At 57.6% G+C, this 16554-nt stretch carries 17 protein-coding genes and 1 riboswitch; all 17 genes read left to right on the forward strand.

Translation table 11 applies throughout. The annotated features are described in order from the left end of the window. Position 1 precedes the first annotated feature (1 nt). The 17 genes from ACP0GE_RS15265 (at position 2) to ACP0GE_RS15345 (ending at position 16526) form a co-directional block, all read left to right on the forward strand. A complete protein-coding gene (locus ACP0GE_RS15265) occupies positions 2–1024 on the forward strand; it encodes a PhoH family protein (protein WP_424832770.1) in 1023 nt (340 codons plus the stop codon). Positions 1025–1062: 38 nt separating this feature from the next. After that, on the forward strand, positions 1063–1557 hold the full coding sequence (gene ybeY, locus ACP0GE_RS15270) for an rRNA maturation RNase YbeY (RefSeq protein ID WP_424832771.1): 495 nt from the start codon (positions 1063–1065) through the stop codon (positions 1555–1557). 36 nt (positions 1558–1593) lie between these two features. Continuing rightward, positions 1594–2481, forward strand: a complete 888-nt coding sequence (locus ACP0GE_RS15275; protein WP_424832772.1) for a hemolysin family protein — start codon at positions 1594–1596, stop codon at positions 2479–2481. Then, entirely contained in the window at positions 2478–3983 is a 1506-nt protein-coding gene (lnt, locus tag ACP0GE_RS15280; RefSeq protein ID WP_424832773.1) for an apolipoprotein N-acyltransferase, read from the forward strand. Before ACP0GE_RS15275 ends, lnt begins: the two co-directional genes overlap by 4 nt. A gap of 42 nt (positions 3984–4025) precedes the next feature. Beyond that, positions 4026–4074, forward strand: a riboswitch (SAM-SAH riboswitch). A gap of 5 nt (positions 4075–4079) precedes the next feature. Continuing rightward, on the forward strand, positions 4080–5261 hold the full coding sequence (metK, locus tag ACP0GE_RS15285) for a methionine adenosyltransferase (RefSeq protein WP_424832774.1): 1182 nt from the start codon (positions 4080–4082) through the stop codon (positions 5259–5261). Between the two features lie 166 nt (positions 5262–5427). After that, positions 5428–6138: a tRNA (guanosine(46)-N7)-methyltransferase TrmB gene (gene trmB, locus ACP0GE_RS15290; RefSeq protein ID WP_424832775.1), complete on the forward strand. Its 711-nt coding sequence runs from the start codon at positions 5428–5430 to the stop codon at positions 6136–6138. Between the two features lie 66 nt (positions 6139–6204). Further along, positions 6205–7557 (forward strand): 3-phosphoshikimate 1-carboxyvinyltransferase, encoded by a 1353-nt coding sequence (aroA, locus tag ACP0GE_RS15295; protein WP_424832776.1) that lies wholly within the window; start codon positions 6205–6207, stop codon positions 7555–7557. A gap of 8 nt (positions 7558–7565) precedes the next feature. Next, positions 7566–8189 carry a (d)CMP kinase gene (locus ACP0GE_RS15300; protein ID WP_424832777.1) on the forward strand — a complete coding sequence of 208 codons (624 nt, stop codon included), beginning with the start codon at positions 7566–7568 and terminating at the stop codon, positions 8187–8189. 90 nt (positions 8190–8279) lie between these two features. Further along, positions 8280–8795, forward strand: coding sequence for a hypothetical protein (locus ACP0GE_RS15305; RefSeq protein WP_424832778.1), 516 nt, complete (start codon positions 8280–8282; stop codon positions 8793–8795). Between the two features lie 153 nt (positions 8796–8948). Further along, positions 8949–9140, forward strand: coding sequence for a DUF6525 family protein (locus ACP0GE_RS15310; protein ID WP_424832779.1), 192 nt, complete (start codon positions 8949–8951; stop codon positions 9138–9140). Between the two features lie 274 nt (positions 9141–9414). Then, positions 9415–11091 (forward strand): 30S ribosomal protein S1, encoded by a 1677-nt coding sequence (gene rpsA, locus ACP0GE_RS15315; RefSeq protein ID WP_039532111.1) that lies wholly within the window; start codon positions 9415–9417, stop codon positions 11089–11091. 270 nt (positions 11092–11361) lie between these two features. Next, positions 11362–11646 carry an integration host factor subunit beta gene (gene ihfB, locus ACP0GE_RS15320; RefSeq protein WP_008758048.1) on the forward strand — a complete coding sequence of 95 codons (285 nt, stop codon included), beginning with the start codon at positions 11362–11364 and terminating at the stop codon, positions 11644–11646. A 7-nt stretch (positions 11647–11653) separates the two neighbouring features. Then, complete coding sequence (locus tag ACP0GE_RS15325; RefSeq protein WP_424833858.1) at positions 11654–12004, forward strand: lipopolysaccharide assembly protein LapA domain-containing protein; 351 nt, start codon at positions 11654–11656, stop codon at positions 12002–12004. A 5-nt stretch (positions 12005–12009) separates the two neighbouring features. Continuing rightward, positions 12010–12654, forward strand: a complete 645-nt coding sequence (locus ACP0GE_RS15330; RefSeq protein WP_424832780.1) for a phosphoribosylanthranilate isomerase — start codon at positions 12010–12012, stop codon at positions 12652–12654. Positions 12655–12701: 47 nt separating this feature from the next. Further along, entirely contained in the window at positions 12702–13037 is a 336-nt protein-coding gene (locus ACP0GE_RS15335; RefSeq protein WP_424832781.1) for a hypothetical protein, read from the forward strand. Between the two features lie 67 nt (positions 13038–13104). Then, entirely contained in the window at positions 13105–14352 is a 1248-nt protein-coding gene (gene trpB / locus ACP0GE_RS15340; protein ID WP_424832782.1) for a tryptophan synthase subunit beta, read from the forward strand. 515 nt (positions 14353–14867) lie between these two features. Continuing rightward, positions 14868–16526 (forward strand): Ig-like domain-containing protein, encoded by a 1659-nt coding sequence (locus ACP0GE_RS15345; RefSeq protein WP_424832783.1) that lies wholly within the window; start codon positions 14868–14870, stop codon positions 16524–16526. Positions 16527–16554 lie beyond the last annotated feature (28 nt).

Genomic DNA, 16554 nt, shown 5'->3' on the forward strand with positions numbered 1-16554 from the left:
ATTGGCCATCGGTGCCCTGACCCCACCGCAAGACGACATGCCCCAGCGCGAGGCACTTGTTGAATTTCCAGACAACCGATTGTTGATTGATCTGTGCGGCGAGTACGATCGCAATCTCGCCGAGATCGAACAGAAACTGACCGTCCAGATCGTACGGCGCGGCAACCAGCTTGTCGTGATGGGCGAAGAGGATGCCCAGAAGCAGGCGGTCGAAGTTCTGCAGGCACTCTATACCCGTCTTGAAGGGGGGCGGGACGTTGAGGCCGCCGACGTGGACCGGGAGCTGCGGATGGGAAATTCCGAGGTTGGGACCGGCGCGCGTGACGGTGATCAGCTTGAAATGTTCAAGGGCGGCACGGTCGAGATCAAGACCCGCAAGAAACTGGTAGAGCCGCGCACGGATGCGCAAAAAGCCTATGTTCAGTCGCTGTTCCAGAACGAGCTTGCGTTTGGAATCGGTCCGGCGGGGACGGGCAAGACCTATCTGGCGGTGGCCGTTGGTGTCTCGATGTTTATTGGTGGCCACGTGGATCGCATCATCCTGAGCCGCCCGGCGGTCGAAGCTGGCGAAAAGCTTGGGTATCTGCCCGGCGACATGAAGGATAAAGTCGATCCTTATATGCAGCCGCTCTATGATGCGCTGAATGATTTTCTTCCGGGAAAACAGCTGGCCAAACTGATCGAGGAAAAACGGATCGAAATCGCCCCGCTGGCCTTTATGCGTGGGCGTACATTGGCCAACGCCTTTGTGGTTCTTGACGAGGCCCAAAACGCCACGACGATGCAGATGAAAATGTTCCTGACCCGTCTGGGCGAGGGCAGCCGCATGGTCATCACCGGCGACCGGTCCCAGGTCGACCTGCCGCGTGGCGTGCAGTCTGGCTTGAAGGACGCAGAGCGTCTTTTGAAGACGATCCCCAACATCAGCTTCAACTATTTCACTTCCAAGGATGTCGTACGTCACCCGCTTGTCGCCGCGATTATCGAAGCGTATGAGGCCGATGCGGGCCGTGAAGCAGGCTGAAAACCGAAGGCCCGCGCCGGGCCTTTGTGTGAAATGTCATGAACCTTGAGATCACCATCGAAGACGACCGCTGGCAGGGGCTGGATGTGCTGTCGCATGCAGCCATTTCTGCTGTTCTGGATCATTGTGGCCTGAACAAAGAGATTTGCGAGGTCAGCCTGCTGGGCTGTGACGACAACCGCATCGCGGAACTGAATACTGAATTCCGCGAGAAACCGACCCCGACCAATGTGCTAAGCTGGCCTGCCAAGGATTTGTCCCCAGACGAAGCAGGGGGGACGCCCCATCCGGCGACGCCGGATTTCACGGGTGAGATTGCGTTGGGTGACATCGCAATATCCTACGACACTTGCGTCCGCGAAGCGGCTGCTGCGGGCAAAAACATGGGTGATCACGTCACACATTTGATCGTTCATGGTACGTTGCACCTGTTGGGCTATGATCACATCCGTGACCCCGACGCCACTTTAATGGAGCGGATCGAGGTCGAGATACTTGGCAAAATGGGTATTGATGACCCATATAATGATTAATGTGGGTCCTCGGGCTCGATCAACTGGAACAGAGAAATGGGCGATACAGACGGCAGTTCTAGGGCGGCGCACGGCGCGCAACCTCAGGACAGCAACACGGCAATAGACGAAAAAGGCGGATTTTTTTCCCGCATCATCGATGCGTTTTCACCTCCCGGCGAGGAAGAGCCGGACACGGTAAACGGCCAATCGGCAATAGCCCCGCAATCACGCGGCATGATCAACCTGCGCCGAATGCGGGTAGAAGATGTGGCCATACCTACGGCGGAAATCGTTTCAGCCCCTCTGACAATCTCCAAGGATGAACTGGCGAAAGTTTTTCGGGACAGCGGCCTGTCACGGATACCAGTCTATGACGGCACGTTGGATACCCCGCTGGGTTTTGTCCACCTGAAGGATTTTGCGCTGACCCATGGGTTCAATGGGGGCGAGGCCGAGTTTGACCTGCAATCGATGCTGCGCACGTTGCTGTTTGTCCCCCCTTCGATGCCGATCGGAGTCCTGCTGACCAAAATGCAGACCGAACGCAGGCACATGGCTTTGGTGATTGATGAATATGGCGGCGTCGACGGGTTGCTGACGATTGAGGACCTGATCGAACAGGTGGTAGGCGAGATCGCTGATGAGCACGACGCCGATGAGGACCAGCTGTGGGTGCACGAAAAACCCGGCTGTTATATCGTTCAGGCACGTGTCCCACTTGAAGAATTCGAGGCAGAGATCGGGCGTTCTCTGACCAGCCACGAAGACGTGGACGAAGAAGAAATCGACACTCTGGGCGGTCTCGTCTTCATGCTTTCTGGCCGGGTCCCGGCTCGCGGCGAGGTGGTTTTGCACCCTGAGGGCCCCGAGTTTGAAGTCATGGATGCCGATCCACGCCGTATCAAGCGGTTGCGCGTTATGCTGCCGGACCTCGTTACATGAACCCAGCGCAGGGTTGGCCATTCTGGCTGAGGCTTGTGCTGGGTGCAGTGCTGGGTGTAATTGCGGCGTTTGGGTTGGCTCCCTACGGATTTTGGGTGGCCACGATTGTCGGGCTGGTCCTAATCGCACCGCTTTTCTTAGCCTGCGAAACGCGTCTTCGGGCCGCGTGGCTGGGATGGCTGTTTGCGACAGGTTATCTTGCCAACGCGCTTAGCTGGATTATTGAACCTTTTCAAGTGGATGCCGCGCGCCATGCCTGGATGGCCCCCTTCGCCCTGGTCTTTTTGGCTGGTGGTCTCGCCCTGTTCTGGAGTTGGGCGTTCTGGATCGCGCGTAGACCGAAGACCGATCCGCTTCGTCAGGCCGTGTTTTTGGCCCTGTCCTTGTCTGTGGCCGAGTTTGCGCGGGGGTATGTGCTGACGGGCTTCCCCTGGGCCGGGATTTCTCAGGTCTGGGTCGACGCTGCAATTGCTCAGGCGTTGTCGCTGATCGGCCCGTTCGGTTTGGGGGCATTGACACTGGCCGTGACTTTGCCATTGGGCGCGGCGCTTGCGGAACGCAGAACGGCAAGAGGACTGGCCTTGCCCGCCATCGGTGCGATTTGCGTTACGGGCATCGCCGGGTTTTATGCAACGACCCGGCCGCCGGTGTCTGAGACGGAACATATCGTCAGACTGGTTCAACCCAACGCGCCCCAACACCAGAAATGGGATCCGGATTACGCACCGCTGTTCTTCGCCCGTCAGATCGAGTTCACGGCGATCGAGCCGCGCCCAGACCTGATTGTCTGGCCGGAGACAGCTGTGCCTGCATGGCTGGACAGTGCTCAACCCTATCTTGAGGCCATCGCCGATGCCGCCCAGGGGACGCCGGTAATTCTTGGTATCCAAAGGGCAGAGGGGCTGCGTATCTACAATTCGATGGTGTATCTGGACGAACAAGGGCGTCAGGCCGGGCTATATGACAAACACCATCTGGCGCCTTTTGGCGAATATGTGCCTTTTGGAGGGGTGCTGGAACAATTCGGGATCGCGGGATTGGCATCGACTACCGGTCACGGCTTCAGCGCTGGTCCCGGGGCGGCAAATCTGGACGTTGGGAAACTGGGCAAGGCTTTGCCGTTGATCTGTTACGAAGCCGTGTTCCCGCAGGACGTTCTGGCCGCACCGGACCGCTCGGACTTCTTGCTGCAGATCACGAACGATGCCTGGTTTGGAACCCGCTCTGGCCCCTATCAGCATCTTGCGCAGGCCAGGATGCGCGCGATCGAGCAGGGGCTGCCAATGGTACGGGTCGCCAATACGGGCGTGTCGGCGATGATCGACCCTCTTGGCCGGATCACCGATGCGCTTCCTTTGGGGCAGGCGGGTTTCGTCGACGCTGTTCTGCCGCAGCCCTTGCCGCCAACCCCCTATTCCCGTTTTGGCGACATTCCGGTCTTTCTCTGTCTATTGGCGATGTTTTTGCTGCTTTGGCGCAACCTGCGATCGGGTCACGCATAATTTCCGATTGACCCCGATTTTCTGTGGGCGTATCCCCTCGAATGCCTGTCACAACGGCTTCCTGGCGTGGCGGGGAAATCTTAATGGAGCACTTTCATGTCCCGACAGAACTACACATTTACTTCGGAGTCCGTTTCCGAAGGGCATCCGGACAAGGTCTGTGACCGAATTTCCGATGCCGTCCTTGACGCATTTCTGAACGAAGAACCCGAGGCACGCGTGGCGTGCGAAACTTTTGCCACCACAAACCGTGTGGTTATCGGCGGCGAAGTAGGCCTGTCGGATCAGGATAAACTGCACGACTACATGGGGCGCATAGATGAAATCGCCCGCGCCTGTATCAAAGATATCGGCTACGAGCAGGACAAGTTCCACCACAACACGGTTGAGGTGACGAACCTGCTGCATGAACAATCCGCCCACATCGCGCAAGGTGTGGATGCATCGGACAACAAGGATGAGGGCGCTGGCGATCAGGGCATCATGTTCGGTTACGCCACGACCGAGACGCCCGCGTTGATGCCTGCGCCGATCCAGTATTCCCACGCGATTCTGCGTCGCCTGGCCGAAGTGCGTAAAAACGGCACAGAACCTGCGTTGGGCCCGGACGCAAAGTCGCAGCTGTCTGTTGTCTATCGCGACGGCAAACCGGTCGGGGTCAGCTCGGTCGTGCTGTCGACCCAGCATCTGGATGAGACGTTGAGTTCAGACGATATTCGCCAGATCGTTGAACCTTATATCCGTGAAACGCTGCCCGAGGGGTGGCTGTCGGCAGAAACCGAGTGGCACGTGAACCCGACCGGAAAGTTCGTGATCGGTGGCCCTGACGGGGATGCGGGCCTGACGGGTCGCAAGATCATCGTGGATACTTATGGCGGGGCGGCACCGCATGGCGGCGGTGCGTTCTCGGGCAAAGACCCGACCAAGGTGGACCGCTCGGCTGCCTATGCCGCGCGCTATCTTGCGAAGAATGTTGTGGCCGCAGGCATGGCCGAGCGCTGCATTATTCAGCTCAGCTATGCAATTGGCGTTTCAAAGCCACTTTCGATCTATGCTGACACGCAAGGTACCGGGCAGATTCCGGATGCCGAGATCGAAAAAGCCGTTGGCCAGGTGATGGACCTGACGCCGCGTGGCATTCGTCAACATCTGGAAATGAACAAACCCATCTATCAGCGCACCGCTGCTTACGGTCACTTTGGCCGCGAGCCCGATGCTGATGGCGGTTTCAGCTGGGAGCGGACCGACCTTGCCGCAGCCCTGAAACAGGCTGTCTAACCAACTGCAACCCGAAGGGTGCGCTGTGGTCGGCGCCTCTTCTTCTGTTGAAAATACTTCGGGGGCCGCCATTGGATGCGCCATTGGTTCGAGAAACCAATGGGGACAGGATGGCGGCCACGCCCAGCCCTTGCAACGCATCGGCGCGCGCAGTATGGCCACGGCCATGAGCACCCAAACACCCCAACGCCCCCGCAGAAACTTCTATGGCCGTTTCAAAGGCAAAGCTTTGAAGCAGAGTCAAAAGACGTATCTGAGCGAAGACCTCGACGCTTTGTCTCCGGGTGCAGTTGACTGGGACAGCAACCCTGAACGCCAACCGTTGGACCTGAAAAATCTGTTTAATGGCAAAGAGGTCTGGCTAGAGGTCGGCTTTGGCGGTGGCGAACATCTGGTGCACCAGGCGGCCAGCAACCCTGATATCGGGATTATCGGCGCTGAACCGTATATCAACGGCGTCGCGATGCTGCTGGGCAAAATCCGCAGGGCGGGGGTTCAAAACCTGGCTGTGCATCCCGGCGACGCCCGTGATCTGTTTGATGTACTGCCCGAGGCCAGCATTTCCCGGGCTTTCCTGCTCTATCCCGACCCGTGGCCCAAAACACGGCATCATCGCCGTCGCTTTGTAACGGCCGAGCATCTTGAACCCTTGGCGCGTGCCCTGAAACCGGGATCGATCTTCCGTGTGGCCACCGATATTCCCGACTATGTGCGCCAAACTCTGGAAGAGGTGCCGCGCGCCGGTTTCGAATGGCTGGCCGAGCGTCCTGTGGATTGGCGTGAACCGTGGGATGATTGGATTTCCACCCGCTACGAGCAGAAGGCATTGCGCGAAGGTCGCACGCCTCACTATCTGACCTTCCGACGCAAAGGCTGATTGCCGCTGGACCAACCGGCCCCAATTCGCTAATCGGCATAGACTGATAGCGCAAAAGGAGCCCCCATGTCCGGACACGGCACGCCCATCCCGATGACCTCACGTCCTTGCGGTCCGCTGACCGGCACGGCACAGGTGCCCGGCGACAAGTCAATCTCGCACCGGTCGCTGATCCTGGGTGCAATGGCTGTGGGCGAGACCCGAATCTCGGGACTGCTGGAGGGTGAGGATGTGCTGGATACCGCCAAAGCCATGCGCGTCTTTGGGGCCGAGGTGACCGATCACGGTGGCGGAGAATGGACAGTTTATGGTGTTGGCGTTGGTGGCTTTGCCGAGCCGGATCAGGTGATCGACTGCGGCAACTCGGGCACCGGGGTGCGGCTGATCATGGGCGCGATGGCGACCTGTCCGATCACAGCGACCTTTACGGGTGATGCCAGCCTGAACAAACGCCCGATGGCGCGGGTTACTGATCCGTTGGCATTGTTTGGGGCGCAGTCCGTGGGTCGTTCAGGCGGGCGCTTGCCGATGACCATCGTCGGCGCCGCAGAACCTGTTCCGGTCCGTTACGAGGTTCCGGTGCCGTCGGCACAGGTGAAATCCGCAGTATTACTGGCCGGTCTTAACGCGCCCGGCAAAACTGTTGTGATTGAGAAAGAGGCCACCCGCGACCACTCCGAACGGATGCTGGCGGGTTTTGGGGCCGAGATTACTGTAGAAGACACTGAAGAAGGCCGCGTCATTACCCTGACCGGTCGCCCAGAGTTGAAGCCGCAGGTCATTGCCGTCCCGCGCGATCCGTCCAGCGCCGCCTTTCCGGTTTGCGCGGCACTGATCACACCCGGTTCGGATGTGCTGGTCCCGGGCATAGGTTTGAATCCGACCCGCGCCGGACTATTCACCACGCTGCGCGAGATGGGGGCTGACCTGACCTATGAAAACGAAGGTGAAGAAGGCGGCGAACCTGTCGCTGATTTGCGCGCAAAATACTCGCCCAACATGAAAGGTATCGAGGTGCCGCCTGCGCGGGCGGCTTCGATGATCGACGAATATCCGGTTCTGTCAGTTGTTGCGGCCAACGCCACCGGCACTACAATGATGGGCGGCGTGAAAGAGCTGCGCGTAAAAGAAAGTGACCGGATCGACGCGATGGCCAAAGGTCTGCGCGCGAACGGTGTGACTGTCGATGAGGGCGAAGACTGGTGGTCGGTCGAGGGGCTGGGCATCGGCAATGTCCCCGGCGCAGGGACCTGCGAGAGCTTCCTGGATCATCGCATTGCCATGTCCTTCATGATCCTTGGAATGGGGGCCAAGACCCCCGTGACCGTCGATGATGCCGGCCCGATTGCCACATCTTTCCCGATCTTCGAACCGCTGATGGCGCGCCTTGGGGCGCAGCTTGTCAGAAACAACCGATAAGACCGGTCATGACGCAGAGTTTCACTGTAGCGATTGACGGCCCGGCTGCTGCAGGGAAAGGCACGATCTCAAAGGCTGTTGCGGCGCATTTCGGGTTTGCGCATCTGGATACAGGGCTCTTGTATCGCGCGGTGGGGCGGCGCACGCTGGATGGTGTGGACGCGATCGAGGCAGCGCAGGCACTGACAGCAGAAGAACTGGAACTAGGGGATTTACGCACGGCCGAGATCGCTCAGGCGGCCTCAAAAGTCGCGGTGATCCCCGAGGTTCGCGCCGCTTTGGTGGATTTCCAGCGTGCCTTTGCCCGTCGGGCCGGGGGTGCCGTTCTGGACGGGCGCGACATTGGAACCGTGATTTGCCCGCACGCTGAGGTTAAGCTGTTTGTCACCGCCAGCCCAGAAGTTCGGGCCGAACGCCGGTTTCTGGAACTTCTGGCCAAGGGTGCCGAAGTCACACGTGCTCAGGTTTTGGCGGACGTTCGCGAACGCGACGCGCGCGATGCTGACCGCAGTACGGCCCCGATGAAACCGGCAGAGGATGCGGTTCTTCTGGATACCTCTGACCTGTCGATCGAAGAAGCTTTGGGCAAAGCGATTGCTCTGGTTACCGCACAGCGACCCACTGGTCTATAAAGTCGAACGGAAACACAGTTCACCAAGCTTTGTTTGGTCAGCGTAATACTGTGCTTTTATGGTTGGATCATTGTCTGCAGGAGAATGACCATGATCCGCCTCGCCATTGCGCTGATTTTTCTGGCCGGAAGTCTTGCCGCCCAAGAGGCTGAGCCTCCGATGGATTACGAACGGCTGGGCAAGATTCTGTTTGCTCTCGATCCCGAGGCGCAGCCGCTTGGCCCGGGGTTTCAGCTGACGATTTCCGACGTGCCGGTTTTGGTTGTCACAGACGTCAGCACGGATCGGATGCGCGCAATGGTGGCTATCCGAAGTGCGGATGAACTGTCGAAAGAAGAGCTGTATCGTATGATGCAGGCCAATTTCGATACAGCTTTGGACGCCCGTTATGCGATTGCCAACGGGACAGTTTGGGCAGCGTTTATTCACCCTCTTTCGACATTGGAGAAAGACCAACTGATTTCCGGCTTGGCGCAGACGATAAACATCGCCGTGACTTATGGCACCTCCTACACCGGCGGGGCGATTCAATTCGGTGGTGGTGACAGCGATGGTTTGCAACGGCAACTGATTGAGGAATTGCTCAAGAAAGGCGAAGAGATCTGACCCCTCGTTCGGTGGTTCGATCTGCCTTGTCTCTGATGATGAGAAATGTAATATCATCACAATATGAGGAATTCGAGATCAGAACAGCGCCAAACCGGCGCGACCCGTAATCTTCGCAGTGGTTTGAAACGTCGTCGTCGGCAGGTCTCGCCGATGCAGACCTATGATGCTCTGCCGCGGCCCTTGAGGCAGTGGTTGGCGCAAGCCTGCCTGCCGTGGAGCCCGACCTCGGCTTTGAAAATCTGGAAGCAAACCGGTGGAAATGACGATCCTGCGGCTGCGATTGGGCGGCTGAACGCGGTTGAGCAGGCAATGCTGCAGAAGGACGCGACAGTTTGGGCTTAGATAGGATCAAGACCTGACGCCGGCGATATCCGGCCGGGCCTTGGAAATATGGGCTTTGCCCTTGCACTGGCAGTGGAATCCGCCTATACGCGCGCTGTCGATACAAGGGCGGTCAACGTCCGGATGACGTTTCTGAGCAGGGCCGGGTTACCTCGGCCCTTTGTGTTTGTTTGCTCAGGGGCGCACCGGATCACGCCTGAAGACATCATGAAACAAGACCGGCGGAGACAACCGCTCGGCCAGCAAAAACGTATGTAAAGGAAAACAACGCCACATGGCTAACGCATCCATGGAGGAATTCGAAGCCCTCCTGAACGAAAGCTTCGAAATGGACACGCCCGAAGAGGGTTCTGTTGTCAAAGGCAAGGTTCTGGCGATCGAAGCCGGCCAAGCCATCATCGACGTAGGCTACAAAATGGAAGGCCGCGTTGATCTGAAAGAATTCGCAAATCCCGGCGAAGCCCCTGAAATCGCTGTTGGTGACGAGGTCGAAGTTTACCTGCGCGCCGCAGAAAACGCCCGTGGCGAAGCTGTCATCTCACGTGAGATGGCCCGCCGTGAAGAGGCATGGGACCGTCTGGAAAAAGCATATGCCGACGACCAGCGCGTCGAAGGTGCAATCTTTGGTCGCGTCAAAGGTGGCTTCACCGTTGATCTGGGTGGCGCAGTTGCGTTCCTGCCCGGCTCGCAAGTTGACGTACGCCCTGTACGCGACGCTGGCCCGCTGATGGGTCTGAAGCAGCCGTTCCAGATTCTGAAAATGGACCGCCGCCGTGGCAACATCGTTGTTTCGCGTCGCGCAATCCTGGAAGAATCGCGTGCCGAACAGCGTGCCGAAGTTATCGGCAACCTGTCCGAAGGTCAGACCGTCGAGGGTGTTGTCAAGAACATCACCGAATACGGTGCATTCGTTGACCTGGGCGGCGTTGACGGCCTGCTGCACGTCACCGACATGGCATGGCGTCGTGTGAACCACCCGTCCGAGATCCTGACGATCGGCGAAACCATCAAGGTTCAGGTCATCAAGATCAACAAAGAGACCCACCGCATCAGCCTGGGCATGAAGCAGTTGCAGGAAGATCCATGGGATCTGGTTGCTGCGAAGTACCCGCTGGGCTCGGTCCATCAGGGTCGCGTCACCAACATCACCGACTACGGCGCGTTCGTCGAGCTGGAAGCCGGTGTCGAAGGTCTGGTGCACGTATCCGAGATGTCCTGGACCAAGAAAAACGTCCACCCCGGCAAGATCGTTTCGACCAGCCAGGAAGTCGACGTCATGGTTCTGGAAATCGACGGCGCCAAGCGTCGCGTGTCTCTGGGCCTGAAGCAGACTCAGCGCAACCCATGGGAAGTGTTTGCAGAAACACACCCCGAGGGCACCGAGGTCGAAGGCGAAGTCAAGAACATCACCGAATTCGGTCTGTTCATTGGCCTCGAAGGCGACATCGACGGCATGGTTCACCTGTCCGACCTGTCCTGGGACGAGCGTGGCGAGGATGCGATCCAGAACTATCGCAAAGGCGATATGGTTTCGGCCGTCGTTTCGGAAGTTGACGTTGAGAAAGAGCGTATCTCGCTGTCGATCAAAGCCCTGGGCGGTGACAAGTTCGCCGAAGCCGTGGGCGGCGTGAAGCGTGGTTCTGTTATCACCGTCGAAGTGACCGCGATCGAAGATGGCGGCATCGAGGTCGAGTACGAAGGCATGAAGTCGTTCATCCGTCGTTCGGACCTGTCGCGTGACCGCGCCGAACAACGCCCCGAGCGTTTCTCGGTCGGTGACAAGGTCGACGTCCGCGTCACTAATGTTGACAGCAAGACCCGTCGTCTGGGCCTGTCGATCAAGGCACGCGAGATCGCCGAAGAGAAAGAGGCCGTGGAACAGTACGGTTCGTCCGACTCGGGCGCATCGCTGGGCGATATCCTGGGTGCAGCGCTGAAGTCCGGCGACTGACCCAGGGCGAGAGCCTAAGCAAGAATTTCGGCCCCGCGTATCTGCGCGGGGCCGTTTTTGTTGCGAATCAATATGTTCCTAATTTCGAGCTTATTCACCGTATCATTCGCGCATTAAGTGTGGAAATCGGGGTAACCGGCAAAAAATCGCGTGAGAATGTGGCAAAATAGGGCCTCGGTGCGCAGAGTATCCGTTCCCCCCTTTCGGGTTTTTTCCTATACTGTCAAATCAGTAGACCTGTCACACCGGCTGCCTGGGAGGGTATCACGCATGATCCGTTCAGAATTGATTCAAAAAATCGCCGACGAAAATCCGCATCTCTATCAGCGTGATGTCGAACGGATCGTGAATACTGTGTTCGAGGAAGTCACCGACGCCATGTCGCGGGGTGACCGGGTTGAACTGCGCGGCTTTGGCGCGTTCTCGGTCAAAAAGCGCGATGCGCGTGTGGGCCGCAATCCACGCACCGGCGAGACCGTACAGGTCGAAGAAAAATGTGTGCCCTTCTTCAAGACTGGCAAGTTGCTAAGGGATCGCCTGAACGGTAAAGCCTAGCCTCATGATGCGCTATCTTCGATATGGATTTCTGGCGATTCTCGGAATCGTCCTTGTTTCGGTGTCTTTGGCCAATCGTCAGATCGTCGAACTCAAACTGATGCCGGATGCCTTGTCCGAGCTGTTGGGCTTTAACCTGTCCACCTCACTGCCGTTGTTCATCGTGGTTCTGGGTGGGGTTGTCGCTGGTCTGGTGATCGGGTTCCTGTGGGAATGGCTGCGCGAGCACAAGCATCGCAAGGATGCCACCGTCAAGACAAGCGAAGTGCGCAAGCTTGAGCGTGAGGTTAAGAAGCTCAAGAAAAAGCAGAACGAAGGTCAGGACGATGTTCTGGCCCTGCTGGATGAGGCCAGCTAAGCCCAATGTCTGCTGAAATCAGTGTTAAAATCTGCGGCCTGACCGCACCGGAACATGTGCGCGCAGCCGTTGACGCAGGCGCGCGCTATATCGGTTTTAACTTTTTCCCTAAATCACCACGCTTCGCTTCGATTGCCAAAGCCGCGGCATTGGCCTCGGATGTGCCGGCGGGGGTGGCTAAGGTTGCGTTGGCGGTGAACTTTTCGAACGCGCAACTGGATGAGATCGTTGCCGGGGTGCCGCTGGATATGCTGCAACTTCACGGTGCGGAAAGCCCTGAGCGAGTAGCGGACGTCAAGCAGCGCTATGGGTTGCCGGTGATCAAGGCGATCGGTGTGGCAGAACCTGAAGACCTGGCAGAGATCGACCGGTATTCTGAAGCGGCAGATCAGTTGCTGATTGATGCCAAGCCGCCAAAGAATTCGGAACTACCGGGAGGCAACGGCCTTCCTTTTGATTGGCGGTTGCTGGCGGGGCGAAAATACTGGCGTACTCCGTGGATGTTATCCGGCGGGCTGAATCCGGGGAACGTGGCCGAAGCCATCAAAATGACCGGGGCCCGGCAGGTGGACGTCGCATCCGGAGTGGAAAGCGCGCCCGGATTGAAAGACCCGGACCTCATCAAGTCATTTATTGATGCCGTCCGGTGATCTGACCCGTTAGTCCAAACGTACCTCCACAAGCGGAGGATGGATTGATGCTGGCGGTGATCGGTGGTGTTTCCCTGAAAAACTGGTACCACGCGCCCGAATTCTTTTGGCGCGCGAAACGGGCGTTACACCAGGCGCAGGGCGACCCGCTTTGCCTCCATGCCGAGGTTTTCGCCTATCAGCGCCTGTATTTCTCGCTGACCGTATGGCACGATATCGAGGCGATGTTGACCTTTGCGCAATCCGGTCCGCATCGCCGAGTGATGCAGCTTTCAACCCGATTGGCGCGTGTTAATCGGTTTTGCCACTTCACCTGCATCGCGGTTCCAACCCGTGCTCAGGCATTGGACGTCTGGATGCAGCAACCCCAGGCAACGAAATAGTACGTTTTGCCATGGCAAATTCCACTGCCACCTCCTATGAACAACATGCACGACGATGGAGACACCCATGGCCAACGATCTATTCAATTCCTTCATGTCCGGCCCCGATGAGCAGGGCCGTTTCGGCATCTTCGGCGGGCGCTTTGTCAGCGAAACGCTGATGCCGCTGATCCTGTCACTGGAAGAGGAATATGACCGCGCCAAGGATGACCCCACCTTCTGGGCCGAGATGGACGATCTGTGGGCGAACTATGTGGGGCGCCCCTCGCCGCTGTACTACGCCGAGCGCCTGACCGAGCATCTGGGTGGGGCCAAGATTTACCTGAAGCGCGATGAGCTGAACCATACCGGCGCGCACAAGATCAACAACGTGCTGGGTCAGATCATTCTGGCGCGGCGCATGGGCAAGACCCGGATCATCGCGGAAACCGGGGCTGGGCAGCATGGCGTTGCCACAGCCACAGTCTGCGCCAAGTTTGGTTTGAAGTGTATCGTCTACATGGGCGCGCATGACGTGCAGCGTCAGGCCCCGAACGTATTCCGGATGCGCCTGCTGGGGGCCGAGGTGATCCCGGTGACCTCAGGCCGTGGCACGCTGAAAGACGCGATGAACGACGCGTTGCGCGACTGGGTGACCAATGTGCGCGACACGTTCTATTGCATCGGAACCGTGGCCGGTCCGCACCCGTACCCGGCGATGGTGCGTGATTTCCAGTCGATCATCGGCAAGGAAGCGAAAGAACAGATGATGAAGGCCGAAGGCCGTCTGCCCGACACGATCATCGCTGCCATCGGCGGCGGCTCGAACGCTATGGGTCTGTTTTATCCGTTCCTTGATGACAAATCCGTCAACATCATCGGCGTAGAAGCCGGTGGTAAAGGCGTGAACGAAAAGATGGAGCATTGTGCCTCGCTGACAGGTGGTCGCCCGGGGGTGTTGCATGGCAACCGAACCTATTTGTTGCAGGACGACGATGGGCAGATCCTTGAAGGGTATTCGATTTCTGCGGGCCTGGATTACCCGGGTATCGGCCCAGAGCATTCCTGGCTGAACGATGTGGGCCGCGCGCAATATGTCTCGATCACCGACAAAGAGGCGCTGGAGGCGTTCCAGCTTTGCTGCGCCACCGAGGGTATCATCCCGGCTCTGGAACCCTGTCACGCGCTGGCCCATGTGATGAAAATTGCGCCTGAGTTGCCCAAGGATCACCTGATCTGCATGAACATGTGCGGACGCGGGGATAAAGACGTTCAGACGGTCGCGAAGTATCTGAACTTTGATATGTCGGACACCGAAGGGCGGGCTGTCGACTAAGGGCTGAGATCAAAAAACTGCGAAAGCTTTTGCTGAATGGACGGCAGTACGAGGAATCGGCTGCCGTCTTGTGGTTTTAGGCGCCGTAGTCGGTGTTTCCATACTAAATATAGTATTCGATCTTTTTTTGGACTGTTGCAAAATTGCGAAAACTGACCAGTGAGCTTCAGTGGGCTTTCAAAATGCCGACGGTCTGGCCGGATCAGCCAAATCTGCAGTGTTTGCGTCACCTTAGCTGATAAAAACAAGGGCATTTGATGGGATGTTCGCGCGAGTAAAAGGCAAAGTGCCAGACGCAATGCGGGTCTCGTCGTTTGCTCCCATTCGTTGAAAATTTGGGATTTCTATACAGCCCAATTCAAATGAATTAACGTTTTTTCAACTAGCGGTTTTGGGGGCGCTGGTTTGGAGACCTCTCTATTTGCTGAGAGTGGATCGCGTGGTTCCGGTTATCGATCAATCGCGATCCGTTTGCTTCGGACTGTCGCACTCTTTTGGTTTTGTTGGAGGTTGGAATGTTCTGGTCCGCGTTGTTGAAGGGATGGTGCCTCGTCCTATTGGTTTCAGTCGCTTTGCTTGGAAACAGCAAAGAGGCATCCGCGCTTGGCGACACTTTCATTGTTACCCCCATACCGACACCAGCTCCGGGCGGGCAGATATTTGTATTTAACAACCCTATTGTACCCGAGGCCTTTGTATCACTCGGAGGCTCAGGTGAAGTTCCCGGCGGGGCGTTTTATTTTGTTGGAGGGATAGATACTTCGCAACCCGCGATCACGCCAGGTGGGTTGGCCGCCCTTGGTTGGCTTGATGTAACCATCATCAGTCAGGATGGCGCGGATTCCACTTATGCAACGGACAACTACATTGGTGTGGTTTTCAATGCTCGCGAAACGGCTGGTGGGCCGCTGTATCAATATGAAATCGCGCTGTCCGGTGTCACGAATACCCAATTGATCAACACACGGGTCATGATTGATACAACGCGGCCAACGGCAACAATCGGTGCGTTGACGGAAACTGCCGGCGGAACCTTTGAGGCAACAATCACGCTGAGCGAACCTAGCACGGACTTCACCGCCAGCGATCTTTCGGTGACCAATGCCACGGCGACGATGACCGGATCCGGGACCAGCTACACCGCGACACTGACCCCCCAGAACAATGACGAGATCGTGTTGTTTGTTCCGGAAGGTGTGTTCACTGATGCCGCTGGTAATACGAACCTGGCGTCAAACCGGGTTAGCACTCTTCAGGCGGTCACCAATACGGAAAGCCTGATTCAGGGTTTCCTGAACGCCCGGGCAAACAGTCTTGTGGCGAACCAACCCAAACTGACCCCATTCTTGCAGCGGTCCGGAGCAGGCTCTCTCGACACTTCTGTCACGCGTGACAACGGATATCTCAACTTTGCCAGCAGTCCGGCTCATCCTGTCTGGTTCCATCTGACCGGCAACTGGAGCTCGCAGGACGATTTCGACAACTCTTATGCCCTGGCCGTTTTGGGCGCGCATCGGTACATCAACAGCAACCTGTTGATCGGCGCGATGTTACAGCTCGATTATGCGGAGACCGAGAATGGTGCGGCGAGCGTTGACGGGACGGGCTGGCTGGTTGGGCCGTATGTGGTCGCCAAGCTGCCAAGCCATCCGGTGTTTCTGGAAGGACGTGTATTGTATGGTCAGGCCGACAATGACATTTCGCCTTTTGGGACTTACGAGGACAGTTTTGACAGCGAGCGCTGGCTGATTCAATCCCGGGTCACGGGCGAAATGAAGCGTGGGGATTTGACCCTGATGCCATTGCTGGACGTCAGCTATACCAGCGACGATCAGGACGCGTATACCGATAGCCTTGGCAATTCGATATCGCAGCAGGATTTTAGCCTGACGACGGCTCGACTGGGTATGGACTTCAGTCACCCAATTGCCGTGGCGCGCGGTGATATGCTCTTAACCGGCGGTCTTTCCGGTATCTGGAGCACCACGTCCGGAACAGGGACTGTGCCTGGTGTTTCTCCGATCGGTGATACGGCCCGCGGTCGTGTGGACCTTGGGTTCGACTATCAGTTGCCCAATGACAGTTTGCTGGCGGCCAATGTGTTCTATGACGGCATCGGCGAAAGCGGATTTGAAAGCTATAGCATCAACCTGACATGGCAGATGGCGTTCTGATCAATCAACCTGTTCAGACAGGCAACGG

Source organism: Ruegeria sp., from assembly GCF_965243365.1.
Taxonomy (GTDB): domain Bacteria; phylum Pseudomonadota; class Alphaproteobacteria; order Rhodobacterales; family Rhodobacteraceae; genus Ruegeria.

Coding starts and splice junctions, on each gene's coding strand:
- ACP0GE_RS15330 (WP_424832780.1), top strand. CDS start 12,010: ATGTCTGCTGAAATCAGTGTTAAAATCTGCGGCCTGACCGCACCGGAA.
- ACP0GE_RS15275 (WP_424832772.1), top strand. CDS start 1,594: ATGGGCGATACAGACGGCAGTTCTAGGGCGGCGCACGGCGCGCAACCT.
- ACP0GE_RS15310 (WP_424832779.1), top strand. CDS start 8,949: ATGCAGACCTATGATGCTCTGCCGCGGCCCTTGAGGCAGTGGTTGGCG.
- ACP0GE_RS15300 (WP_424832777.1), top strand. CDS start 7,566: ATGACGCAGAGTTTCACTGTAGCGATTGACGGCCCGGCTGCTGCAGGG.
- ACP0GE_RS15325 (WP_424833858.1), top strand. CDS start 11,654: ATGCGCTATCTTCGATATGGATTTCTGGCGATTCTCGGAATCGTCCTT.
- ACP0GE_RS15305 (WP_424832778.1), top strand. CDS start 8,280: ATGATCCGCCTCGCCATTGCGCTGATTTTTCTGGCCGGAAGTCTTGCC.
- ybeY (WP_424832771.1), top strand. CDS start 1,063: ATGAACCTTGAGATCACCATCGAAGACGACCGCTGGCAGGGGCTGGAT.
- rpsA (WP_039532111.1), top strand. CDS start 9,415: ATGGCTAACGCATCCATGGAGGAATTCGAAGCCCTCCTGAACGAAAGC.
- ihfB (WP_008758048.1), top strand. CDS start 11,362: ATGATCCGTTCAGAATTGATTCAAAAAATCGCCGACGAAAATCCGCAT.
- lnt (WP_424832773.1), top strand. CDS start 2,478: ATGAACCCAGCGCAGGGTTGGCCATTCTGGCTGAGGCTTGTGCTGGGT.
- trpB (WP_424832782.1), top strand. CDS start 13,105: ATGGCCAACGATCTATTCAATTCCTTCATGTCCGGCCCCGATGAGCAG.
- ACP0GE_RS15335 (WP_424832781.1), top strand. CDS start 12,702: ATGCTGGCGGTGATCGGTGGTGTTTCCCTGAAAAACTGGTACCACGCG.
- metK (WP_424832774.1), top strand. CDS start 4,080: ATGTCCCGACAGAACTACACATTTACTTCGGAGTCCGTTTCCGAAGGG.
- trmB (WP_424832775.1), top strand. CDS start 5,428: ATGAGCACCCAAACACCCCAACGCCCCCGCAGAAACTTCTATGGCCGT.
- ACP0GE_RS15345 (WP_424832783.1), top strand. CDS start 14,868: ATGTTCTGGTCCGCGTTGTTGAAGGGATGGTGCCTCGTCCTATTGGTT.
- aroA (WP_424832776.1), top strand. CDS start 6,205: ATGTCCGGACACGGCACGCCCATCCCGATGACCTCACGTCCTTGCGGT.